Source organism: Occultella kanbiaonis (assembly GCF_009708215.1).
GTDB classification, from domain to species: Bacteria; Actinomycetota; Actinomycetes; order Actinomycetales; family Beutenbergiaceae; genus Occultella; species Occultella kanbiaonis.
The window spans coordinates 2,137,022-2,160,138 of sequence record NZ_CP046175.1; the positions used below are offsets into that span (position 1 = coordinate 2,137,022).

Here is a 23,117-nt window from a genome sequence, read left to right on the forward strand (position 1 = left end):
TCCACTTCCCACCACCGAACGGACCGAGTCCCGCAGGAAGGCCCCATGAGCTCCGAAGACATCGACGGCAGGCACATCCCGGTGCTCGCCGACCGATGCGTCGAGCTCCTCGGTCCCGCACTCGCCGAACCCGGCGCCGTCTACGTGGACGGCACGCTCGGCCTCGGCGGTCACAGCGAACTGGTGCTGACCCGCTTCCCGCAGGTGCGGGTGATCGGCATCGACAGGGACCCGGCCGCACTCGCCCTGGCCGGAGCCCGGCTGGCCCGGTTCTCCGCTCGGTTCACACCCGTCCACGCCGTCCACGACTCGATCCGCGAGGTCGTCGCCGCAAACACCGAGTCCGGCCGGGTGCAGGGGATCCTCCTCGATCTCGGCGTCTCCTCGATGCAGCTCGACGAGCCGGAGCGCGGGTTCGCCTACGCGCAGGACGCGCCGCTGGACATGCGCATGGACCAGACCACCGGGCGCACCGCGGCCGACCTGCTCGCCACCGAGCCGGAGCACGAGCTGCGCACGATCCTCTACCGCTACGGCGACGAGAAGTTCGCACCACGGATCGCCCGGGCCATCGTCGCCCGGCGCGAGAGCGACCCGGTGACCCGGTCCGGACAACTGGTCGACCTCGTCCGCGACAACATTCCCCAGGCCGCCCGGCGCACCGGTGGGAACCCCGCGAAGCGGACCTTCCAGGCGTTGCGGATCGCCGTGAACGCCGAGCTCGAGGTGCTCGAGCGTGCGATCCCCGCCGCGGTTTCCACCCTCGCGGTCGGCGGGCGGATCGTCGTGATGTCCTTCCAGTCGCTCGAGGACCGGATCGTCAAGCGGGCCCTTGCCCGCGGGGCGACCTCCTCCACCCCGCCGGGTCTCCCGGTGGAACTGAGTGAGCACGAGCCCTACCTGCGGCTGCTCACCCGCGGTGCCGAGGAGGCCGACGAGGCCGAACAGGCCCGCAATCCCCGCTCGGCCTCGGTCCGGCTCCGGGCCGCCGAGCGGTTGCGCCCCACTCCCACCCACCTGGAGGCCCACTCATGAGCGCCATGCCGGCTCGCGCACCTCGGACGGCGCGACCGCTCTCCGTCCCGACGTGGAGACCGCGGTTGCGGATCGTCCGCGCGCCTGCACCCGCTCGGACGGTTCTGCCGTTCATCCTGTTGTGCATGGCCATCCTCGGCGGCGCCCTCCTCGGTGCTCTGGCGCTGAACACGGCGATGGCCTCGACGGCGTACGAGATGCACGACCAGGAGGTCGCGCTCGCCCGGCTCTCGGAGGAGCAGCAGGTGCTCGCCCGCGAGGTGGACACCCTCGGCTCGCCCGCGGCACTGTCCGCTCGGGCGGCGGCGCTCGGCATGGTGCCGGCCGAGGGCATGAACTACATCCTGCTCGAGCAGGGCACCGTGCTCGGTGAGGCGGCCGGGCTGATCGGCGAGGACGGGTGAGCGGCATGGCGCAAGGACAGAACCGCTTCACCAAGGTCGGAGCACCCGAGAAGCGGCAGACGGTCCTGCTGGCCGCCCTCCTCGCGGTGATGATGGTCTTCGCCGGCCGCCTCATCTACGTCCAGGCGATCATCGGGCCGTCCCTGGCTCAGGCCGCCCTCGCGGAGCGCACCCATACCTACACCCTGACCGGCGCCCGCGGGAACATCGTGGATGCGAACGGGACCGTGCTGGCCACCACGGTGGAGACGTACCGCGTGGTCGTCGACCAGAACCAGATCCCGGACTTCCGCCTCTACAACGAGGACGACGAGGTGATCGGCTACGGCGCGGCCGCGGCCGCGCAGGTGCTGGCGCCCGTGCTCGGACTGGACGTCAACACGCTCGGTGCCCAGTTGGTCGGCGAGGCCGGCTACGTGATCCTTGCACGCGATGTCTCGCCCGAGGTGTGGCAGCAGGTCGCGGCCCTCGGCATTAACGGGGTCGCCTCCGAGGACACCTTCGAGCGGGTCTATCCGAACGGCGCCACGGCCGGCAGCATCCTCGGCTGGGTGAACTCCGAGGGCGTCGGCGCGGCCGGCATCGAGCAGACCCAGAACGAGGACCTGCTCGGCACCGACGGCCGGCTCGAGGTGGAGATCGGCGCGTCCGGTCAGGTGATCCCGACCGGGCAGCAGTCCACCACCCCGGCGATGCCGGGCTGTGACGTGCAGCTGACCATCGACTCGGACATCCAGTGGCACACCCAGCAGGTGATCGACGACGCCGTCGACACCTACGGGGCGGACTGGGGCTCGGTCGTGATCATCGAGCGCAGCACCGGCCGGATCATCGCGCTCGCCGACTCCGACAGCGTGGACCCGAACAACCCGGGTGCCTCGGCCGTGGAGGACCGCGGTGCCCGTTCGGTGACGAGCCCGTACGAGCCCGGTTCGACCGGCAAGGTGCTCACCATCCTGAGCGCCCTCGAGGAGGGCGTGATCACGCCGACGAGCCCGGTCGAGGACCCGTACCGGCTCACCACCGACAACGGTCAGACGTTCCACGACCACACCGAGCACCCCGATCAGATCCTCACTCCCGCGGGTGTGCTCGCCGAGTCCGCGAACACCGGGACCGTCAACATCGGCCGCCTCATGTCGGACGCCACCCGGTACGAGTACATGCAACGGCTCGGTTGGGGCGAAGCCACCGGGATCGGCCTCCCCGGGGAGTCCGGGGGCATCCTGTCCGCCCCTGAGGACTGGGACGGTCGCCAGCGCTTCACCACCATGTTCGGTCAGGGCGTGGCGGTGACCCTGCTGCAGAACACCGGGGTCTTCGCCACCGTCGCGAACGAGGGTGTCCACATCACCCCCCGCCTGGTGGACGGCTACGACTGCGACGGCGAGTTCATCGAGAATGCGCCGGCCGAGCCCGAGCAGGTCGTCTCCCCGGAGAGCAGCGAGCAGATGATCAGGATGCTGGAGAGCGTGGTCGGCGACGACGGCACCGGTGAGCACGCCGCGATCGAGGGATACCGGATCGCGGGCAAGACCGGTACGGCCCAGGTGGCCGACGAGACCGGGCAGCTCAACGACGTCGCCGCGTCCTTCGTCGGCATCGCTCCGGCGGACGATCCCGACCTGGCCGTCGGCGTGGTCATCTACAACCCGTCCAGCGGGATCTACGGCGGCACCATCGCCGCGCCGGTGTTCCACGATGTCACCGCGTTCGCCCTGCAGTCGCGCGGCGTCGCCCCCAGCACGGAGCCGGCGGACCCCTACCCGCTGACGCCGGATGCCTCCTGAAACGGTAGATTTTCCTCCCATGAGCACCACTGGCGATACGGGGCAGCCGCGCACCGTGGCCGCCCTCGCAAGCGCGTTCGGACTGGCATTTCCGGACGCGTCCGACGCGGGGGCGACCACGCTCTCGGGCGTGAGTCTCGACAACCGCACCGTCTCCGACGGAGACCTGTTCGCCGCCCTACCCGGTGCCAAGGCGCACGGCGCCGCGTTCGCAGCCAACGCCGTCGCGGCGGGTGCGGTGGCTATCCTCACCGACGCCGCGGGCGACGAGCTGATCGCCACGCATGGCGGCGCTGCGCCGCGGGTGCCCGTGCTCGTGGCGGACGACCCCCGGCTGATCCTCGGGGACGTCTCCGCCTGGGTGCACCACAACCCGGCCGGATCGGTCCGGACGTTCGCGGTCACCGGCACGAACGGCAAGACCACCACCACGTACCTGCTCGAGGAGATCCTCGCCGCCCTCGGCGGGCAGACCGGGCTGATCGGCACCGTCGAGCTCAAGGTCGGTCCGGACCGGACCCCCGCCCGGCTGACCACGCCGGAGGCACCGCAACTGCACGGGCTGCTCGCCGAGATGGTCGCAGCGGACGTCGACGCGGTGGTCATGGAAGTGTCCTCGCACGCCCTCGCCCTGCACCGGGTGGACGGGGTGGTCTTCGACGTCGTCGCGTTCACCAACCTCACCGAGGACCACCTCGACTTCCACGGCGGCATCGAGCACTACTTCGAGGCCAAGGCCTCCCTGTTCACCCCCCAGCACGCGCGCCGGGGGGTGGTGCTCGTCGACGACGCCTGGGGCCGACGGCTGGCGGAGCAGGCGAGCATCGACGTCGTCACCGTGGGGACCGGCAAGGCCGGCCAGGACGCCGACTGGATGATCGTCATCAACCACGCTGCCGCCGACCACACCGACTTCACGATCACGCACACCTCGGGGCGCAGCCTCTCGACGTCGGTCCACCTGCCGGGCCGGTTCAACGTCGCCAACGCCGCGGTGGCGCTGGTGATGGCGATCGAGTCCGGCAGCACGCCGGCCGAGCTGAACCACGCGCTGCCGCACGGCCTGCGCGCACCCGTCCCCGGCCGGATGGAGCTGGTCGCGAACCGGCCGCGGTGCATCGTCGACTTCGCCCACAACGCGGACGCGCTGCACCTGGCGCTGGCGGCCCTGCGGCCCTCGACGAAGGGCCGGTTGTTCGTGGTGTTCGGCGCGACCGGGGAACGGGACCGGGGCAAGCGAGCGGTGATGGGGCGGGTCGCCGTCGAGAACGCGGACGTCGTCGTGATCACCGACGACGACCCACATGACGAGGATCCGACCGCGATCCGTGCCGAGGTGATGGCCGGGGCGCTCCGCGCGCTGCCCACGGCGCAGCGCGCCGGCCGCGGTGTCGACCTGTTCGAGGTCGCGCCGCGGCGCACCGCGATCCACCGTGCGATCAGATTCGCAGGCCCGGCCGATACCGTGCTGATAGCGGGTCGCGGGCACGAGACCCTGCAGGAGATCGCCGGGGTGGAGTTCCACCTCGACGACCGGGAGGAGGTGCGCACCGCGATGTCCGAGCGGTCCCCCCAGCGCACCGAGGAGCCATGATCGAACTCACAGTGGCGCAGATCGCCGCCAGCACGGGCGGGCGGGTGATCTGGCCCGAGGGGACCGGTGCGCCCTCCGGCCGGCAGCCCGAGACGCCCGTCGTCACCACCGTCGTCATCGACTCCCGGGACGCCGCACCAGCGGCGTTGTTCGTCGCGCTGCCCGGCGAGCACGTCGACGGTCACGACTATGTGGCCGGAGCGCTCGAGCGCGGCGCCGTCACGGCACTGGTCGCCCGCCCGGTCGCCGGGGCGGTCGCGCCACTGGTGCTCGTTCCCGACGTCCAGCGGGCCCTCGGGGACCTGGCCCGTACGGTCCTGGCCACCCTCCGCGCCGAGCGGGACGTGCTGGTCGTCGCGATCACCGGCTCCGCAGGCAAGACGAGCACCAAGGACCTGCTCTCCCGGCTCCTCGCGCCGCTCGGACCGCTGATCGCCCCGGTCGGCTCGTTCAACAACGAGATCGGGCTGCCGCTGACCGTCCTGCGCGCCGATCGCGACACCGTGGCGCTGGTGCTGGAGATGGGCGCCGACGCCCCCGGCAACCTCACCTACCTCACCGGCATCGCGCCCCCGGACATCGCCGTCGTCCTCATGGTCGGCTCGGCCCACCTGGCCGGGTTCGGTGACCGGGACGGGATCGCCGCCGCGAAGTCCGAGCTCGTCCAGGGTCTGCGCAGCCACGGTGTCGCGGTTCTGAACGCCGACGACCGGCGCGTGGCCGCGATGGCCCCGCTGGCGGCGGGGGAGCGGGTGCTGACGTTCGGCGCCGAGACCCCGGGCGCCGACGTCCGCGCCGCCGACGTCCGCCTCGAGGCCGGCGGGCACGCGAGGTTCACGCTCACGACGGCGCAGGGTGCCGCCGACGTGACCCTGGCCCTGGTCGGTACCCACCACGTCACCAACGCCCTGGCCGCCGCGACCGTCGCGCTCGAACTCGGCCGCCCGCTCGCGGAGGTCGCGCAGGTGCTCGCCGACGCGGGCCCGCTCAGCCCGCACCGGATGCAGGTCTCGACCGTCGCCGGTGATGTGAGCCTCATCGACGACGCGTACAACGCCAACCCGGACTCCATGCGCGCCGGCATCGACGCCCTGGTCGCGATGGCGGGCGCCGAGCGGCGCAGCGTCGCCGTGCTCGGCGAGATGCTCGAACTCGGAGCCACCGGCCCCGGTGAGCACGAGGCGGTCGGTCGCTACCTCGTCGAGCGTGGCGTCGACCGGCTCGTCGTCATCGGCGACGGAGCCCTCCCGATCGCGGACGGAGCCCGCGCCGCCGGCGCAACGGCCGCCGTCGTCAGCACGTTCGGCGGTGTCGACGAGGCGATCGAGGCGCTGGGTGCGCTCCTGCGCCACGGCGACGTCGTCCTCGTCAAGTCCTCCAAGGGGTCCGGGCTGGCGCGGCTCGCCGACCGCCTCACCGAACTCGCGGAGGTTCAACCGTGATCGCCATCCTCGCCTCCGGGGCGGTGGCCCTGATCGTCTCCCTGTTCGGCACCCCGCTGTTCATCAGGTTCCTGGTCCACCGCAACTACGGCCAGTTCATCCGCCAGGACGGCCCGACGGCGCACTTCACCAAGCGCGGTACGCCCACCATGGGCGGCGTGGTCATCATCATGGCCACGCTGATCGCGTACGCGTTCGCGAACGTCTTCGCCGGGAGCAGGCCGAGCGCATCGGGCCTGCTGCTGTTGTTCCTGATGGTCGGCCTCGGTGTGGTCGGCTTCCTCGACGACTTCATCAAGATCAGCCGACAACGATCCCTCGGCCTGAGCCCGAAGTGGAAGATCATCGGCCAGGGCGTGGTCGGCATCGTGTTCTCGGTGCTCGTGCTGCAGTTCCCGAACGACCGCTGGCGCACCCCGGCGAGCACGCACATCTCGTTCTCGCGTGACCTCGGCATCGACCTCGCGTTCGCCGGGGCCACGGTCGGGCTGATCCTGTTCGTGATCTGGGCGAACTTCCTGATCACCGCGTGGTCGAACGCGGTCAACATCACCGACGGCCTGGACGGCCTTGCCACGGGCGCCTCGATGTTCGTGTTCGGCGCGTACGTGCTCGTGACGATGTGGCAGATGAACCAGAGCTGCCAGATCCTCTCCAGCGTCGGGCAGAGCTGTTACGAGGTGCGCGACCCCCGCGATCTGGCGATCATCGCCGCCGCGATCGTCGGCTCCTGCTTCGGGTTCCTCTGGTGGAACGCCTCCCCGGCGAAGATCTTCATGGGCGACACTGGCTCGCTGGCCCTCGGCGGCGCGCTGGCCGGGATCTCGATCCTGACCCGCACCGAGATCCTCGCCGCGATCATCGGCGGCCTGTTCGTGATCATCATCCTCTCCGACATGATCCAGATCGGGTTCTTCAAGATGACCGGCAGGCGCGTCTTCAAGATGGCCCCCCTGCACCACCATTTCGAGCTGATGGGCTGGGGTGAGGTCACGATCGTGATCCGGTTCTGGATCATCGCCGCCCTGTTCGTGTGCGCCGGGCTCGGCATCTTCTACGCCGAATGGGTCGTCGGTTGAGCGCCGGAGCCGCCATCGACGAACTCCGCGGGACGCGGGTCCTGGTCGCCGGCCTCGGCGCGTCCGGTCGCTCCGCCGTCGCCGTGCTCACCGAACTGGGTGCCAAGGTCACCGCCGTCGACGCCGACCCGCGCGTGGGCGACCGGGTGGACCTCCCGCCCGGCGTCGCCCTGATCGCGGACGCCGACCCGGAGGCCCTCGCCGAGCGCGCACTCGGGACCGACCCCGCCATCGTCGTCACCTCGCCCGGGCTGAACCCGCGCACCCCGGTGCTGGCCCACGCCGTCACGGCTGGGATACCGGTCTGGAGCGAGGTGGAGCTCGCCTGGCAGATCTGCAGGCCCGACGTCGACTGGCTCACCCTGACCGGCACGAACGGCAAGACCACGACCGTCGGCATGCTCGCCTCGATCCTGGCCGCGGCCGGCCGCAATGCGCCGGCCGTCGGCAACGTCGGCACCCCGATCGCCGAGACGGTCCTGAACTCCCGCGCCGGCGGGGCCAGGCTCGACGCCCTGGCGGTGGAGCTCTCGAGCTTCCAGCTGCACTTCACCTACTCGGTGTCACCCGTGGCCGGGGCGTGCCTGAACATCGCCGACGACCACCTCGACTGGCACGGCGGCTACGCCGGCTACGCGGCGGACAAGGCCCGGGTCTACTCGGGCGCGCGAGTGGCGTGCGTGTACAACGTGGCCGACCCGGCGACCCGCGCCATGGTCGAGGCGGCCGACGTGATCGACGGTGCCCGCGCCGTCGGGTTCACGCTCGGTTCCCCGGGGCTCAGCGAGGTCGGCCTCGTCGAGGACGTCCTCGCTGACCGGGCGTTCGTGCCGAACCGGTCCAGCCACGCCGCGGAACTCGGCACGCTCGCCGACCTCGCGCACCTCGCCACCGGACCGCTCCCGCCGCACATCGTCGCGAACGCGCTCGCGGCCGCCGCGCTCGCCAGGGCTGCCGACGTGCCGGCGCCCGCCGTGGCGCAGGGGCTGCGCTCCTACGCGCCCGGCGGGCACCGGATGGAGCACGTGGCCACGATCGACGGCGTCCGTTACGTCGACGACTCCAAGGCCACCAATGCGCACGCGGCCGCTGCCGCACTGGCGGGCGTCGAGCACGGCCGGGCGGTCTGGATCGCGGGCGGTCTCGCCAAGGGCGCCCGGTTCGACGAGCTCGTCTCCTCGCGCCGGGACCGGCTGCGCGCCGTCGTGGTGATCGGGGTGGATCCCGAGCCCATCGTGGACGCACTTTCCCGACACGCCCCCGACCTCCCGCGAACCGTGGTGCCTGCTGGTGACACTGAGGTCATGAGGACAGCAGTGGCCCAGGCGCGTGATTACGCCCGGACGGGCGACGTGGTCCTGCTCGCGCCCGCCTGTGCCTCGATGGACCAGTTCCGCTCCTACGCCGAGCGCGGCGAGAAGTTCGCCGCCGCCGTGGCCGCATTGGCGGCGGCCCGATGACCACGACCGAGGCGCCCCGGCGCACCGCGACCCGTCCCGCCCGCAGGCCGACCACCCGGGCCACGAGCAGCCGGGCGGCGAGCAGCCGGACGGCGACCGGCTCCGGGCGGGCGGGCACGGGCCGCGCCACGACCGCTTCGAACCGGACCAAGGCGGCGCCGGTAGCACGCACCGCGACCTGGAGCTCCCCGGCGACGAGCTACTACCTGGTCGGGGGAGCCACACTCCTGCTGCTCCTCCTCGGGCTCGTGATGGTGCTGTCCGCCTCCACGGTCTACTCCTTGCGGGACACGGAGGGTGCGACACCGTTCGCGGACTTCCTCAACCAGGCGAAGTTCGCGATCATCGCGGCGCCGGTCGCCTACGGGATCTCCCGGCTGCCGGTTGGTTGGATCCGCAAGCTGGCCTGGGTGGGCATCATCGGTGCCCTCGGCCTGCAGCTGTTGGTCTTCAGCCCACTCTCCCTGAGCCAGGGCGGGAACTCCGGCTGGATCCACATCGGCCCGCAGAACCTGCAGCCGGCCGAGTTCTCCAAGCTGGCGCTAGCGGTCTGGCTCGGCGCGGTGCTCGCAGCGAAGGGGCCGCTGCTGAAGAAGTGGTCGCACGTGCTGATGCCTGCCGTGCTGGTCGCGGGTCTCTTCCTGGGCATCGTCCTGTACACACACGACCTGGGCACGGCCCTGATCCTGATCGCCCTCGTCGCCGGCGCCCTCTGGGTGGCCGGGGTGCCACTGTCGATGTTCTCTCTCGCGGCCGCCGGGGTCACCGCGGCGGTCGCCTACCTCGCAGTCTCCTCGGCGAACCGCCGCGAACGCCTGCTGAGCTTCCTCTCCCCGGAGACCGCGGACCCGATGGGACTCGGGCTGCAGCCCCGGCACGCGCTCGGCGGCCTCGGCACCGGCGGCATCTCCGGCGTGGGCCTGGGTGGCTCCCGCGAGAAGTGGCTCTGGCTGCCGGAAGGGCACAACGACTACATCTTCGCGATCATCGGCGAGGAGCTCGGCCTGCTCGGCACGCTCCTCGTGCTCGTCCTGTTCGGTGCGCTCGCGGTCGGGCTGACCCGGATCATCAAGCGGCACCCGGACCCGTTCGTGAAGATCACCACCGCCGCGATCGGCTGCTGGATCATCGGGCAGGCGCTCATCAACATCGGCGTCGTGATCGGGGTGCTCCCGGTGATCGGGCTGCCACTGCCGCTCGTCTCCGCGGGCGGTTCGGCACTGGTCACCACGCTCGCCGCGCTCGGGATCGTGCTCGCCTTCGCCCGCAGTGAACCCGGCGCGAAGGAGGCGCTCGCGGCGCGTAAGGCATCGGTGCGCCGGTCGCTCGCCGTGATCGCGCCACGGCTGGCCTCGGGCAAGGCACGTGGCTGACCTGAGCGTGGTCCTGGCCGGTGGTGGCACGGCCGGACACGTCAATCCGCTGCTCGCCACCGCCGCGGAGCTGCGCCGCCAGGACCGGGACACCCGCATCCTCGTGCTCGGCACGGCCGAGGGCCTCGAGGCGGACCTGGTGCCCGCGGCGGGGCTGGAGCTCACGGTCATCCCCAAGGTGCCGCTGCCGCGCCGCCCCTCCACCGAGTGGCTCGCGTTCCCGGGACGGTGGCGCACCGCCGTCCGGACCGCCGCCGACGCCCTGGCGGCCGTCGACGCCGACGTCGTGGTCGGCTTCGGTGGCTACGTCGCCACGCCCGCCTACATCGCGGCCCGACGGCGGGGCGTACCGATCGTCGTGCACGAACAGAACGCACGCCCCGGCCTGGCGAACCGCGTCGGCGCGAGGTTCGCGGCCGCCGTCGGCGTGACGTTCCCGGGCAGCTCGCTGCCGGGTGCGCAGCTCGTGGGGCTGCCGCTGCGACCCGCGATCGCCGACCTCGTCGCCGCGCGGACCACCGATTCGGCCGGGGCCGCCCGGCACGGGGCGCAGCGCCTCGGGCTGGACCCCGAACGGACCACGGTGGTCGTCACGGGCGGTTCGCTCGGCGCCCTCCGGCTGAACACCGCCGTGCCGCAGGTGGCGGCCGAGCTCGTCGACGCCGGTGCCCAGGTGCTGCATCTGACCGGCCGGGGCAAGTCGGAGACCGTCACCCGGGCGCTGGCCGACCTCGACGATCCGGTGCGGGCCCATTACCACGTGCGCGAGTACCTGGCCGAGATGGAGGACGCGCTCGCCTGCGCCGACCTCGTGATCGCCCGCGCCGGCGCGGGCACGGTCAGCGAGCTCACCGCGCTCGGTATCCCCGCCGTGTATGTGCCGCTGCCCGTCGGCAACGGCGAGCAGCGCCTGAACGCGGCCGCGACCGTGGCGGCCGGTGGCGGCATTCTCGTTCCGGACGCGGACCTCACCGGTGTCTGGCTGAGCGAACGCGTGCTGCCGCTCGTCGCCGACGCCGACCGGCTCGCCGACATGGGCCACCGGGCCGCCTCCGTGGGGGTCCGGGACGGCGCCGCGCGCCTGGTCGGCCTGGTGCTGGCCGCGGCCCACCGCGACGAGTCCGGGCCGACATGAGGGTCCACTTCATCGCGATCGGTGGCGCCGGGATGTCCGTGGTGGCCGAGCTCATGCTCGCCCGTGGGCACGAGGTGAGCGGGTCCGACTCCCAGGCCTCCGACGCGCTGGACCGGCTCGCCCGGCTCGGCGCGCAGGTGCACGTAGGCCACGACCCGGCGCACGTCGACGGTGCGGACCTCGTGGTGGTCTCCTCCGCGATCCGTCCCGAGAACCCGGAGCTGCGCGCGGCACGGGCCGCCGGCATCGAGGTGATCCACCGGTCCCAGGGGCTCGCCCTCGCCGCCGCGGACACCGACTTCGTGGCCGTCGCCGGCGCCCACGGCAAGACCTCCACCTCCGCCATGCTCGCGGTGGCGTTGCGCGAGGCCGGGCTGGACCCGTCGTTCGCGATCGGCGGGCGCGTGCTCGCCCTCGGCACCGGTGCCCACCTGGGCAGCGGGACGGTGTTCGTGGCGGAGGCCGACGAGTCCGACGGTTCGTTCCTGAACTACACCCCGCGCGTTGCCATCGTCACGAACATCGAACCCGACCACCTCGACCACTACGGCACCGCCGCGGCGTTCGAGGCGGCGTTCGACGCGTTCGCCGCCCGGGTCCGGCCCGACGGCGCCGTGATCGCCTGCGCGGACGACGAGGGCGCCCGGAGGTTCACCGACCGCGCGCGCGCCGCGGGGATCCGCGTGCTCACGTACGGGCTGGCGGCGGGCGCGGACGTCCGGATCGTCGAGACCGAACTCGGTGTGGGTTCCTCCGCCTCCCGGCTGCGCTCCGCTGCCGGGGAGTTCGAACTGGACCTGGCCGTCCCCGGAGCGCACAACGTCGCGAACGCGACGGGCGCGTGGTGCGCCGGGGTGGAGCTGGGTGTCGATCCGGCCGCCATGGCGAGCGCCCTCGGCACGTTCAGCGGCACGGCGCGCCGGTTCGAGGACAAGGGCACCGTCGCCGGTGTCCGGGTGGTCGACGACTACGCGCACAATCCCACCAAGGTCGGTGCCGCCGTAGCGACCGCGCGCCGCTCGGCCGGGGCCGGGCGGGTCATCGTGCTGTTCCAGCCGCACCTGTTCTCACGCACCGAGGCGTTCGCCGCCGAGTTCGCCGACGCCCTCACCGGTGCCGACGAGGTGATCCTGACGTCGATCTACCCGGCCCGGGAGGACCCGCGGCCCGGTGTCACCTCCGCCCTCATCACCGACCGGCTGCCCGGGGCGCGCTACCTGCCGGACCACCTCGAGGCGGCCCACGCCGTCGCCGCTGCCGCGCGCAGCGGGGACCTCGTGGTGACCATCGGGGCCGGGGACGTGACTCTGCTCGGCCCGGTGATCCTCGCCGACCTCGCCGAGCGCGAGGGACAGGGACGGGCGCGATGAGGGCACCGGCGAAGCCCCGCCAGACCGCGGCACCCGCGAAGCGCTCGGCACCCGCGAAGCGCACGTCGCCGGCGAAGGCCAAGCCGTCCGCCCGGCGGACGAACACGGCGACTGAGAGGCCGGCGGCACCGAAGCAGACGGTGACGACGACCGAGAAGCCGGCCGCCGCCGTCGTCGGTAGTTCGCCGGCGAGCCGGGTCAGCGGGCAGTTCGCCGAGAGGGTGGCCGAGCGGCGGACCGCCCGGCGCCGGTTGCGCTGGCGCACCATGGCCTGGATCGGTGCGGCCGTCCTGGTCGCGGCGGCGCTCGGCTGGCTGGTGCTGTACTCACCGGTCCTCGCCCTCGCCGAGGACGAGATCACGATCACGGGCACGACCGAGATCGTCACCGATGCCCAGGTCCGCGAGGTGGTCCAGGCCCAGGCCGGGGTGCCGCTCGCCCGCCTCGACACCGGCGCCATGGCCAACGGGATCGAGTCGCTGACCGGGGTGCTCGACGTGCGGATCAGCCGGGTCTGGCCGTCCGGCGTCGAGGTGGCGGTCGAACCCCGGGTCCCGGTCGCCAGCGTGGCCGCCGACGGCGGCGGGTTCGCACTCCTGGACGCCGAGGGTGTGGAGCTGGCGCACACGGAGGCACCCACCGAGGCACTGCCGGTGATCACGGTGCCGCTCGGCGAGGAGGGCACCGCCGTTTCGCTGCAGGCGGTCCTGACGGTGCTGTCGCAGCTGCCGCCGGACCTGCTCGCCCAGGTCGCCGACGCCGGAGCACAGACGCCGAACCAGGTCCGGTTCACCCTGACCGACGGGGCCGAGGTGATCTGGGGGAGTGCGGACGACGGCGACCTCAAGGTGGCCGTGCTGACCACTCTGCGCAGCGTCCCCGCGGCCGTCCCTCCGGCCGTCTACGACATCTCCGCTCCGCTCAGCCCGATCACCAGGTAGCCGGTGAATCGAACCCACGGCGCGACACGCCCGCGTGGTGATTGCCGAACGTCCCGACGGCACCTAGCGTCATCTGCATCGAGAAAATGACATAACTCTAAACCTCAGGTTGAGGTTGAGAGTTCAGGGTTCCTCCCGGGGGACCACGCACGAGTGGGAAGCACGATCGGCCATCGGAAGGCCGGGACTGTCAGCCCAGCACCAAGCGACTGGCGAACGAGAGGGACTGACGTGGCGGCACCGCAGAACTATCTGGCGGTCATCAAGGTGGTCGGGATCGGCGGTGGCGGCGTGAATGCCGTCAACCGCATGATCGAGGTCGGGTTGAAGGGCGTGGAGTTCATCGCCGTCAACACCGACGCCCAGGCCCTGCTGATGAGCGACGCCGACGTGAAGCTCGACGTCGGCAGGGAACTGACCCGAGGGCTCGGCGCGGGCGCCGACCCGGAGGTGGGCAAGAAGGCGGCCGAGGATCACTCGGAGGAGATCGAGGAGGTCCTGCGCGGCGCCGACATGGTCTTCGTCACCGCGGGTGAGGGTGGTGGCACCGGGACCGGTGGCGCGCCGGTGGTCGCGAAGATCGCCCGCTCCCTCGGAGCCCTGACCATCGGTGTGGTGACCCGGCCGTTCACGTTCGAGGGTCGCCGACGCGGCGTCCAGGCGGACACCGGCATCGAGGCGCTGCGCGCCGAGGTGGACACCCTGATCGTGATCCCGAACGACCGGCTGCTGTCCATCAGCGACCGGAACGTCTCGGTGCTCGACGCGTTCAAGTCCGCCGACCAGGTGCTGCTGTCCGGTGTGCAGGGCATCACCGACCTGATCACCACACCCGGCCTGATCAACCTGGACTTCGCGGATGTGAAGTCCGTGATGCAGGGCGCGGGCAGTGCCCTGATGGGGATCGGGTCCGCGCGCGGGGAGGACCGCGCCGTGCAGGCCTCCGAGCTGGCGATCTCCTCGCCCCTGCTGGAAGCCAGCATCGACGGCGCCCACGGCGTCCTGCTGTCCATCCAGGGCGGCAGCGACCTCGGCCTGTTCGAGATCCACGAGGCGGCCCGGCTGGTCCAGGAGGCCGCGCACCCCGAGGCGAACATCATCTTCGGTGCGGTCATCGACGACGCCCTCGGCGACGAGGTGCGGGTCACCGTGATCGCGGCCGGCTTCGACGCCGGCGGCCCGAAGGTGGCCAACCGGGCGGACCAGCAGCAGAGCAGGTCCAAGCCCGCCGCCGCCCCGGTGCCGGCCCAGCGGCCCACGCCGCCGGCCGTCGTCGAGCCCGCCGCCGAGCGGGTGGAGGAGGCGCCTCGACCGGCGCCCGTGCGCGAGCCGGTGCCGGTCGCCCAGGCAGCGCCGGAGCGTCCCTCGCAGAACGGCCAGCCGACCCAGGGGCTGGAGGTGCCGCGGGTCTTCGACGAGCAGCCCCGCAGCCGCCGCGAGGACGACCTGGACGTGCCCGATTTCCTCAAGTGACGTGCTGGCCGCCGACCTCGGCCCGATTGCGGTCGGCGGCTTCACCACGCGTGCGGGCGGCGTCAGCCGCGGGGCGTACGAGTCGCTGAACCTCGGCGCCGGGGTGTCCGACGACCCCGACGCCGTCGCCACGAACCGACGCCGGGTCGCCGACCGGCTCGGCCGGCCGGTCGCGTTCCTGACCCAGGTGCACTCCGACCGGGTGCACGGGGTGAGCGTGCCGCCCGAGCCGGGCGTGGTCGCCGTCGCCGAGGCGGACGCCTCGCTGACCGACCGCACCGACGTCGGCCTCGGCGTGCTGGTCGCCGACTGCGTGCCGATCCTGCTCGCCGGGGACCACCTCGTCGCCGCCGTGCACGCCGGGCGTCGCGGCCTGCTGGCCGGGGTGCTGAGCAACACCCTGTCCCGGATGCGTGCGGCCGGGGCGCCGGCGATCTACGCGTCCATCGGCCCGTCCATCTGTGGGCGCTGCTACGAGGTTCCGGAACAACTGCGCAGCGAGTCCGCCGCGGTGATCCCCGAACTCGCCGCCACGACGTCCTGGGGGACGCCGTCGCTGGACCTCGTCGCCGGGGTGCGCGTCCAGCTGGCCGAGGCTGGCGTGGCGACCGTGCAGCACCACGACCGGTGCACGCGCGAGGACCCGGACCTGTTCTCCTACCGGCGGGACGGCCTGACCGGACGGTGCGCGGGTGTGGTGGCGCTGGCGGGGTGATCGCGGGCCGCGCGACGACACGCCGCGACCGGTGACGGCGGGCTCGGGATCGCTGGTCTAGCGTCAGAGGCAACGACACCCACCCCACACCGACGGGCGAGATCACCCGCCGCCCGGCGATCACATGAGGAGCAGGCATGGCCGGAGCGCTGCGCAAGACGATGATGTACCTCGGGCTCTCCGAGGCCGACCGCGAGAGTGCCTACGACGACCAGCAGGTCGACGAGCACGACGTCGAGGACTCCTACGACGACTACGAGGCGTACGAGACCGTCGAGCACGCCCCTGCCCAGGAGGCCCAGGTGACTCCGATCACACGTGCCGCATCGCACACCGGTGCCAACCTGCGCCGGATCACGACCGTGCACCCGCGTACTTACAACGACGCGAAGGTGATCGGCGAGGCGTTCCGGTCCGGGACCCCGGTGATCATGAATCTCACGGACATGACCGACGCCGAGGCCAAGCGCCTCGTCGACTTCTCCGCGGGTCTGGTCTTCGGGCTCCGCGGTGCCATCGAGCGGGTCACCAGCCGGGTGTTCCTCCTCTCGCCCGCCACGGTGGAGGTGGCGACCGAGTCGCACGAGCCCGACACCAAGGCCCGGTTCTTCAACCAGAGCTGATCGTGGCGTGGGTCGTCGGGGTCGTCTATCTGCTCCTCCTGCTGTTCCTGATCCTCATGTTGGTCCGGGTGGTCCTGGACTGGGTAATCCAGTTCGCCCGGGACTGGAAGCCCACCGGTGTGATGCTGGTGGTCGCCGAGGTGGTCTACACCATCACCGACCCGCCCCTGAAGGCGCTCCGGCGGCTCATCCCGCCGTTGCGGCTGGGCGGTTTCGCGATCGATCTCGCGTTCCTCGTGCTGATCATCGTGGTGTCCGTGCTGATGGCCGTCCTGCGGCCATTGACACCTGCTTGAGATGCAAGTACCGAGAAGTCCGCTACCGTGAACCTGCGTCAGTGACACACTGTCGCTGACCGAACGACCTAGACCGAGGTGACGACTATGGCGCTGCTGACGGCAGACGACGTCCTCAACAAGAAGTTCCAGCCGACCAAATTCCGTGAGGGCTACGACCAGGACGAGGTCGACGATTTCCTCGACGAGATCGTGAACACCCTTCGGGTGGTCGGCGGCGAGAACGAGGAACTGAAGGCCAAGCTCGACGCGGCGGAGCGCCGCATCTCCGAGCTCTCCGGCTTCGCCGGCGGCGAGGCGGCCTCTGCGGAGGACACCACGCAGTTCGCCGCCGTGGGCGAGCAGCCCGAGGCGCAGGCCGAGCCCGAGCAGGCTCCCGAGGTCGAGGAGACCCCCGCAGCCCCTGCGGCCGCCGCGTTCACGCCGCCGTCCGCTGGGACCGAGCCGGAGTCCGCCACCGGGATGCTCCAGCTGGCCCAGCGGGTCCACGACGAGTACGTCAGCAACGGCAAGGCCGAGGCGGACCGGATCATCTCCGAGGCCACCGTCGAGAGCGAGCGCCTCACCCGTGAGGCCGACGAGCAGCGGGCCCGCACCCTGAACCAGCTCGAGGGCGAGCGCTCCCTGCTGGAGCGCAAGATCGACGAGCTGCGCGTGTTCGAGCGGGACTACCGCACCCGCCTGAAGAGCTACCTGGAGGGCCTGCTCTCCGACGTCGAGGGTCGTGGCAACGTGTCCTCGGCGTACTCCGGCGAGCCCGGCGAGTCGCGCCGCCCGTAGTTCATAGCGCACCATAGTTCGCACCACACGGCGGCGGGCCTCCGACCAGGGGGCCCGCCGCCGTTCCTGAGCCGAAGGGCAGTACCCATGGACCGTTCGACGGAGCCGACGCCGTCGGACGCCGAGGAGACGCGCGGATCGGACGGCTCCTCGGCCGCCGGCCGGCACCTGGCCATCGCGCCGGCCCGTCGGCGGCGCCTGCTGGCGCTGCTGGTCGGACTCACCGTGGTGGTGCTGGTCGTGGACCAGGTCGTCAAGTACCTCGCGGTGACCCGGCTCGAGCCGGGTGAGTACGTCCCGATCATCGGGGACCTGCTCGGGCTGAGCCTCGTCTTCAACTCCGGGGCCGCGTTCTCGTTCGCGGAGGGCTCCACCTGGTTCTTCACGATCGCGGCCGTCGTGGTCACGGCCGTCATCATCGTCGTCGCCCGGCGGCTCGGGTCGCTCGCCTGGGCCATCGCACTCGGCGCCCTGCTCGGCGGCAACCTCGGCAACCTCGCGGACCGACTGTTCCGCGAGCCCGGCTTCGGCGTGGGCCACGTGGTCGACATGATCAACTACAACAACTGGTTCGTCGGCAACGTCGCGGACATCGCGATCGTGCTGTCCGCGATCGCCATCGCCGTGCTCACCTTCCGCGGGCTCAGCGTGGACGGTCGCCGGCTGGCCCCGGCCGGGCACGGGTACGAGGAGACCAGGGGGGCGGAGGCGGCAGACGTCGCGGACGCGACCGGGGACGTCGACCCCGAGGAGAAGACGGCCGCCGTCGACGAGGAGGCGAGCGCCGCCGTCGGGCCGGAGGAGACCGCGCCCGAGCAGAACCGGGACGGCCCCACCACCGCCAACGGCACCGACCGTGGCTGACACACGCTCCATGCCGGTCCCGGACGGGCTGGCCGGGGAACGGGTGGACACCGCGCTCGCCCGGCTGCTCGGGCTCAGCCGCACCCGCGCCGCCGAGCTGGCCGCGAACGGTGACGTGCTGTTGGACGGTCGTCCGCTCGGCAAGTCCGACAGGCTCGTCGCGGGCGGCTGGCTCGAGGTCACCCTCGCGGACCTCGCCCCCACTCCGACCACGCCGCCGGAGCCGGTGCCGGGGATGGCGATCCGCTACGACGACGACGACGTGGTGGTCGTGGACAAGCCGGTCGGCGTCGCCGCGCACCCGAGCCCGGGCTGGAGCGGGCCGACGGTCGTCGGCGGGCTCGCCGCGGCGGGCTACCGGATCTCCACGTCGGGGGCGCCGGAGCGCCAGGGCGTCGTGCACCGGCTCGACGTCGGCACGTCCGGGCTGATGGTCGTCGCCAAGAGCGAGCGGGCCTACACCGTGCTCAAGCGGGCGTTCAAGGAGCGCACCGTCGAGAAGGTCTACCACGCGGTGGTGCAGGGGCACCCGGACCCGTCGACCGGCACGATCGACGCTCCGATCGGACGGCACCCCACGCTCGACTACAAGTGGGCCGTGGTCGCCGACGGCAAGGACAGCGTCACCCACTACGAGACCCTCGAGGCGATGCGGCGGGCCTCGCTCCTGGAGGTCCACCTGGAGACCGGGCGGACCCACCAGATCCGGGTGCACATGAGTGCCGTGCACCACCCGTGCGTGGGGGATCTGACCTACGGCGCCGATCCGACGATCGCCCAGGAGCTCGGGCTGACCCGCCAGTGGCTGCACGCCATGCGGCTCGGCTTCCACCACCCGGGCACGGGCGACTGGCTCGAGGTCACCAGCTCCTACCCCGAGGACCTCACGGTCGCGCTGGAGAGGCTGCAGGGGCCATGAGGGTGCTCCGCATCGATGCTGCCCGCCCCGGCTACGCGGCCGGCCTGGCCCGCGTGCACGCGATCCGGTTCGAGGTGTTCGTCGGCGAGCAGGGCGTGCGCGAGGACGAGGAGCTCGACGACCTCGACGCCCGGCCCGGCACGGCGCACGTGCTCGTCACCGACGATCCCGAGGACGTCACCGGTGCCGCGGACCTCGGCACCGCGCGGCTGCTCGCCGACCCCGCGCACCCGGGCGTGGTGCACGCGACCCGGGTCGCGGTGCGGGGCAGTGCCCGACGGCGGGGCGTGGGCCGGGTGCTCATGGCCGCCCTCGAGGAGATCGCCCTGGCCGAGTACACGGCCGGGGAGCCCGCGTCGGTCCGGGTCGAGCTGTCCGCGCAGGAGACCGCCATGCCGTTCTACCGTTCGCTCGGGTACGAGATCGGCGCCGACCGCTACCTGGACGCCCGGATCTGGCACCGCGACGCCGTCAAGGTGCTCACGACGTCGTGACGTCGTCCCAGCGGCGCGGTCCGGTGCCGGTCGCGCCGAGGGTGTCCGAGGGGTTCTGCAGGGTGCAGGTGCGCAGGCTCAGGCAGCCGCAGCCGATGCAGCCGGTCAGGTCGTCACGGAGGTGCTCGAGTGCCGCGATCCGCTCGTCGAGCTCGCTGCGCCACATCCGGGACAGTCGGGCCCAGTCGGCCTTGGTGGGGGTCCGGCCGGCCGGCAACGAGTCGAGCGCCAGACGGATCCGGGCGAGTGGGACCCCGACCCGTTGGGACACCCGGATGAACGCGACCCTTCGCAGCGTGTCCCGCCGGTACCGGCGTTGGTTGCCGGCGGTACGCTCGGCGCTGATCAGCCCCTCCCGTTCGTAGAAGTGCAACGCCGACGGCGCAACACCACTGCGCGCGGAGAGCTCACCGACCGTCAGCACGTGCGTCTTCCCACCTTCGATCCTGGGCATGTGTCAACTCCTTGACCTGAACCTAGGTTGAGACTCTAGCCTGATGATCATGACCGCTCCCGTGGCCGCTGAGCCACCACTGTCCGTCCTCGGACCCGGGCTGCGCTGGATCAGCATCGGCATGTGCGCCCTGGTGTTCCTCGCGGCGTTCGAGTCGCTCGCCGTGACCACGGTGATGCCCGGCATCAGCGCGGCCCTTGATGGTGCCTCGCTGTACGCCCTCGCGTTCTCCGGACCGTTGGCGGTCGGCATCATCGGGATGGTCATCGCGGGGCAGTGGTCGGACCGGACCGGGCCGCGGGGTCCGCTGCTCGCCTCGCTCGCGCTGTTCGTGATCGGCCTCGGGATCGCCGGGTTCGCCACCTCGATGGAGGTGCTGGTCGCCGGGCGCCTGCTGCACGGACTCGGTGGTGGGGCGATCACGGTGTCCCTGTTCGTGATGGTCGCCCGCATCTACCCGCCCGAGCTGCACGCCCGGATCTTCGCCGGATTCGCCGCGGCGTGGGTGGTGCCGTCACTGGTCGGGCCGTTCTTCGGCGGCCTGGTCGCCGAGAACCTCGGCTGGCCCTGGGTGTTCCACGGCGTGATCCTGCTCGTCGTGCCGGCCGTCATCATGCTCCGACCGGCATTGCGCCGGCTCGCCGCGGACGTACCCGGCGCGGCGCCGTGGCGCCTCGGCACGGTCGCCTGGGCGGCGCTCGTCGCGGCGGGAGTGCTCACCGTCGACCTGACCTCAGGCACCGGGACCCCGGCGGGCTGGATCGCAGCGGCGGCCGCTCTCGTGGTGGTGCTGATCGCGCTGCGCCCGCTGCTGCCCGCCGGTGCCCTCCGTGCGCGGCGCGGCCTGCCCGCCGTCATCACCCTGCGGGGATTCCTGTCCGGTGCGTTCGTCGGTGCCCAGGTCTACCTGCCCTACCTGCTCACGGACGTCCACCACGTGACTCCGGTGCTGGCGGGCTTCGGCCTCACCTTCGGCGGACTGGCGTGGGCGCTCGCATCCCAGATCCACGGCCGGGTTGCCACCCGGGTCAGCGACCGGGGCGTCCTGCGCCTTGGCACGAGCCTGGTGCTCTTCGCCATCGCCGCCTCGACGCTCACGAGCGTGCTGGCGGCGCCGGCGCTGGCGACCGTGGCCGTGTGGACGTTCGCGGGTGCCGGCATGGGACTGGCCTACCCGCGGATCTCCACGATGACGCTGGCGCTGTCCTCCGACACCGATCGCGGCTTCAACAGTTCCGCCCTGACGATCGCCGACTCCATCGGTGGTGCGGTCGCCCTGGCCGGTACGGGCGTGGTGTTCGGTGCCCTCACCGACGGCCCGACGGCGTTCGCTCCGTTCAGCGGCGTGTTCGCCCTGGCCACGCTGTTCGCCCTGGCCGCGGCCCTTCTCGTCCGCCGCGCCACCCGGTCCCGTCGGGCCGGGCACCCCGCCGCGGAGCCCGGCGCATCGCGCGCCGACGCGGCCGGTGGCGACTCAGATGGCGTCACCGTGGCCGCCTGATCCGTCGAGCGCGAGGTTGTTGGCCCCTGCAGCGAGCTCGAGGACAACGATGTCGCGTTCGGCGGCCTACAGGTAGCCGGTCTCGGGGTCGATCTGACCGAGGAATCCGCGGATCTCGGTCTCCAGTACCCGCGGCTCGAGTACTGCGACCGTGTTGCTGCCGATGCTGAAGCCGTAGCCGGGGTTCGGGCCGCTCAGCCAGGTGAGGTGGTAGGTGCCGGCCTGACGCCGCACCTCGAACCGCTCGCCGTCGACCACGACGATCTCGATCCCGGACACGGCACACCTACCCTTCGGCCCCGCGAACGGGTGGGCCGGTCGCACCGACCATCATCGCACCCCGGCCGGGTAGGGTTCGCGGCGTGCTGGAACTCGCCGCGGCCTTCGGCTATTGCCTGCTCTCGGCGATCGTGATCGTGCTGCCCGCCGAGGTGTACCTGCTGGCGGTGGCACTGGTCTCGGACGTGCCGGCCGTGTGGCTGGCGCTCGCCGGCGCCGTCGGGCAGGTCGCCGGGAAGATGCTCTACTACCTACTCGGCCGCGGCGTGCTCGACCTCGCCCACCTGCGCAAGCGGTCGACGGCGAAGGGCCGCTGGGTGGATGGCATGGACCGGGTCGAGGCCTGGTGCCGCCGCCACGTCTGGGGTCCCAGCCTGGTCACCGCCGTCAGCGCGTTCGCCGGCGTGCCCCCGTACGCACTGGTCAGCGTCCTGGCCGGCACGGTGCGGATGCGCTGGTGGCTGTTCGCCCTGATCTCCGTGGCCGGGCGCTGGCTGCGCTTCTGGGCCGTGATGACGGTGCCGCACCTGTTGCCGGACACCCTGTTCGGGATCTGAAGCGGCACGAGGGGCCTCGTCCATGCCGGTCGCCGCGCTCACGCCGTCGGCGCGCGCCCCCTGGCCATCTCGGTGTCGCGCATCTCGAGCAGCGAGCAGCCGACGCCGTACGTCACGAAGTCACCGGCCGGCCGCACCCCGACGCCGATCAGGGCGCCCCGCTCCGCGCCGCCGAGCTCCAGCCCGCGGAGCAGCTTCTCCCGCGCGCCCGGCGGCATCTGCGTGGCCGGGAGGATCTGCGCGACGCCGGCGAACGTGACGGTCGCGGCGGGGATCTGGACCCAGGGCACGAACGGAATGCGTTTCGGGATCGGAACCGTCGCCGACACCTCGGGGTTCGCCGCCAGATGCTTGGCCTTCCACTCCTGTGTGTTCGTCGTGAACCACAGCACCCGCTCGACGACGCACGGCATGACCCCGGCCGTCCGCGCCATCCCGCGCGCCGAGACCATCCCGATCACCATGAAGTTCTGCTTCTCGAGGACACGCCACACGTCGTCCGTGCTCAGCTCGACCATCGGGTGCCTCCTCAGGCCCGG

General features: G+C 72.1%; 24 protein-coding genes. 21 read left to right on the forward strand and 3 right to left on the reverse strand.

Features of this window, described 5'->3' with window-relative positions; all coding sequences use genetic code 11:
• Positions 1-45 precede the first annotated feature (45 nt).
• The 19 genes from rsmH to GKS42_RS09915 all read left to right on the forward strand — a co-directional run bounded on the left by rsmH (position 46) and on the right by GKS42_RS09915 (position 19,787).
• Entirely contained in the window at positions 46-1,035 is a 990-nt protein-coding gene (rsmH, locus tag GKS42_RS09825; protein ID WP_154793658.1) for a 16S rRNA (cytosine(1402)-N(4))-methyltransferase RsmH, read from the forward strand.
• Between the two features lie 5 nt (positions 1,036-1,040).
• The gene (gene ftsL, locus GKS42_RS09830) at positions 1,041-1,439 is read left to right on the forward strand and encodes a cell division protein FtsL (RefSeq protein ID WP_474649523.1); all 399 of its coding nucleotides are present in this window, start codon (positions 1,041-1,043) and stop codon (positions 1,437-1,439) included.
• A gap of 5 nt (positions 1,440-1,444) precedes the next feature.
• Positions 1,445-3,229, forward strand: a complete 1,785-nt coding sequence (locus tag GKS42_RS09835) for a peptidoglycan D,D-transpeptidase FtsI family protein (protein ID WP_154793660.1) — start codon at positions 1,445-1,447, stop codon at positions 3,227-3,229.
• A gap of 19 nt (positions 3,230-3,248) precedes the next feature.
• A complete protein-coding gene (locus tag GKS42_RS09840) occupies positions 3,249-4,823 on the forward strand; it encodes a UDP-N-acetylmuramoyl-L-alanyl-D-glutamate--2,6-diaminopimelate ligase (protein ID WP_154793661.1) in 1,575 nt (524 codons plus the stop codon).
• A complete protein-coding gene (locus GKS42_RS09845) occupies positions 4,820-6,265 on the forward strand; it encodes a UDP-N-acetylmuramoyl-tripeptide--D-alanyl-D-alanine ligase (RefSeq protein WP_154793662.1) in 1,446 nt (481 codons plus the stop codon). Before GKS42_RS09840 ends, GKS42_RS09845 begins: the two co-directional genes overlap by 4 nt.
• A complete protein-coding gene (gene mraY, locus GKS42_RS09850) occupies positions 6,262-7,344 on the forward strand; it encodes a phospho-N-acetylmuramoyl-pentapeptide-transferase (RefSeq protein ID WP_154793663.1) in 1,083 nt (360 codons plus the stop codon). Before GKS42_RS09845 ends, mraY begins: the two co-directional genes overlap by 4 nt.
• Positions 7,341-8,804 carry a UDP-N-acetylmuramoyl-L-alanine--D-glutamate ligase gene (gene murD, locus GKS42_RS09855; protein ID WP_435529670.1) on the forward strand — a complete coding sequence of 488 codons (1,464 nt, stop codon included), beginning with the start codon at positions 7,341-7,343 and terminating at the stop codon, positions 8,802-8,804. Before mraY ends, murD begins: the two co-directional genes overlap by 4 nt.
• Entirely contained in the window at positions 8,801-10,177 is a 1,377-nt protein-coding gene (locus GKS42_RS09860; RefSeq protein ID WP_154793665.1) for an FtsW/RodA/SpoVE family cell cycle protein, read from the forward strand. The genes murD and GKS42_RS09860 overlap by 4 nt, the downstream gene beginning before the upstream one ends.
• On the forward strand, positions 10,170-11,312 hold the full coding sequence (murG, locus tag GKS42_RS09865) for an undecaprenyldiphospho-muramoylpentapeptide beta-N-acetylglucosaminyltransferase (protein WP_154793666.1): 1,143 nt from the start codon (positions 10,170-10,172) through the stop codon (positions 11,310-11,312). Before GKS42_RS09860 ends, murG begins: the two co-directional genes overlap by 8 nt.
• A complete protein-coding gene (gene murC / locus GKS42_RS09870) occupies positions 11,309-12,682 on the forward strand; it encodes a UDP-N-acetylmuramate--L-alanine ligase (RefSeq protein ID WP_154793667.1) in 1,374 nt (457 codons plus the stop codon). The genes murG and murC overlap by 4 nt, the downstream gene beginning before the upstream one ends.
• Positions 12,679-13,623, forward strand: coding sequence for a cell division protein FtsQ/DivIB (locus GKS42_RS09875; protein WP_154793668.1), 945 nt, complete (start codon positions 12,679-12,681; stop codon positions 13,621-13,623). The genes murC and GKS42_RS09875 overlap by 4 nt, the downstream gene beginning before the upstream one ends.
• Before the next feature lie 231 nt (positions 13,624-13,854).
• Positions 13,855-15,096, forward strand: coding sequence for a cell division protein FtsZ (ftsZ, locus tag GKS42_RS09880; RefSeq protein ID WP_154793669.1), 1,242 nt, complete (start codon positions 13,855-13,857; stop codon positions 15,094-15,096).
• Position 15,097: 1 nt separating this feature from the next.
• The gene (pgeF, locus tag GKS42_RS09885; RefSeq protein WP_232848000.1) at positions 15,098-15,811 is read left to right on the forward strand and encodes a peptidoglycan editing factor PgeF; all 714 of its coding nucleotides are present in this window, start codon (positions 15,098-15,100) and stop codon (positions 15,809-15,811) included.
• 137 nt (positions 15,812-15,948) lie between these two features.
• Positions 15,949-16,434 carry a cell division protein SepF gene (locus GKS42_RS09890; protein WP_154793671.1) on the forward strand — a complete coding sequence of 162 codons (486 nt, stop codon included), beginning with the start codon at positions 15,949-15,951 and terminating at the stop codon, positions 16,432-16,434.
• 2 nt (positions 16,435-16,436) lie between these two features.
• Positions 16,437-16,730, forward strand: coding sequence for a YggT family protein (locus GKS42_RS09895; protein ID WP_154793672.1), 294 nt, complete (start codon positions 16,437-16,439; stop codon positions 16,728-16,730).
• Positions 16,731-16,817: 87 nt separating this feature from the next.
• Complete coding sequence (locus tag GKS42_RS09900; RefSeq protein WP_174791065.1) at positions 16,818-17,510, forward strand: DivIVA domain-containing protein; 693 nt, start codon at positions 16,818-16,820, stop codon at positions 17,508-17,510.
• A gap of 87 nt (positions 17,511-17,597) precedes the next feature.
• Positions 17,598-18,374, forward strand: a complete 777-nt coding sequence (lspA, locus tag GKS42_RS09905; protein ID WP_210769346.1) for a signal peptidase II — start codon at positions 17,598-17,600, stop codon at positions 18,372-18,374.
• 10 nt (positions 18,375-18,384) lie between these two features.
• Complete coding sequence (locus GKS42_RS09910) at positions 18,385-19,293, forward strand: RluA family pseudouridine synthase (RefSeq protein WP_435529674.1); 909 nt, start codon at positions 18,385-18,387, stop codon at positions 19,291-19,293.
• Positions 19,290-19,787: a GNAT family N-acetyltransferase gene (locus tag GKS42_RS09915; protein ID WP_154793675.1), complete on the forward strand. Its 498-nt coding sequence runs from the start codon at positions 19,290-19,292 to the stop codon at positions 19,785-19,787. Before GKS42_RS09910 ends, GKS42_RS09915 begins: the two co-directional genes overlap by 4 nt.
• Here GKS42_RS09915 and soxR read toward each other — a convergent pair.
• The gene (gene soxR / locus GKS42_RS09920; RefSeq protein WP_154793676.1) at positions 19,774-20,241 is read right to left on the reverse strand and encodes a redox-sensitive transcriptional activator SoxR; all 468 of its coding nucleotides are present in this window, start codon (positions 20,239-20,241) and stop codon (positions 19,774-19,776) included. The two genes, GKS42_RS09915 and soxR, sit on opposite strands and share 14 nt — an antisense overlap.
• 49 nt (positions 20,242-20,290) lie before the next feature.
• On the opposite strand from soxR, the gene GKS42_RS09925 reads away from it, so the two are divergent.
• Positions 20,291-21,742 (forward strand): MFS transporter, encoded by a 1,452-nt coding sequence (locus GKS42_RS09925; protein ID WP_232848001.1) that lies wholly within the window; start codon positions 20,291-20,293, stop codon positions 21,740-21,742.
• A 66-nt stretch (positions 21,743-21,808) separates the two neighbouring features.
• On the opposite strand, the gene GKS42_RS09930 is transcribed toward GKS42_RS09925, so the two are convergent.
• Complete coding sequence (locus GKS42_RS09930; RefSeq protein WP_232848002.1) at positions 21,809-22,021, reverse strand: hypothetical protein; 213 nt, start codon at positions 22,019-22,021, stop codon at positions 21,809-21,811.
• 83 nt (positions 22,022-22,104) lie between these two features.
• Between GKS42_RS09930 and GKS42_RS09935 the strand changes: the two genes are divergently transcribed.
• Complete coding sequence (locus GKS42_RS09935) at positions 22,105-22,578, forward strand: YqaA family protein (RefSeq protein ID WP_163542488.1); 474 nt, start codon at positions 22,105-22,107, stop codon at positions 22,576-22,578.
• A 38-nt stretch (positions 22,579-22,616) separates the two neighbouring features.
• Here the strand turns inward: GKS42_RS09935 and GKS42_RS09940 are convergent, their stop codons facing one another.
• Complete coding sequence (locus GKS42_RS09940) at positions 22,617-23,096, reverse strand: pyridoxamine 5'-phosphate oxidase family protein (protein WP_154793678.1); 480 nt, start codon at positions 23,094-23,096, stop codon at positions 22,617-22,619.
• Positions 23,097-23,117: the final 21 nt, after the last annotated feature.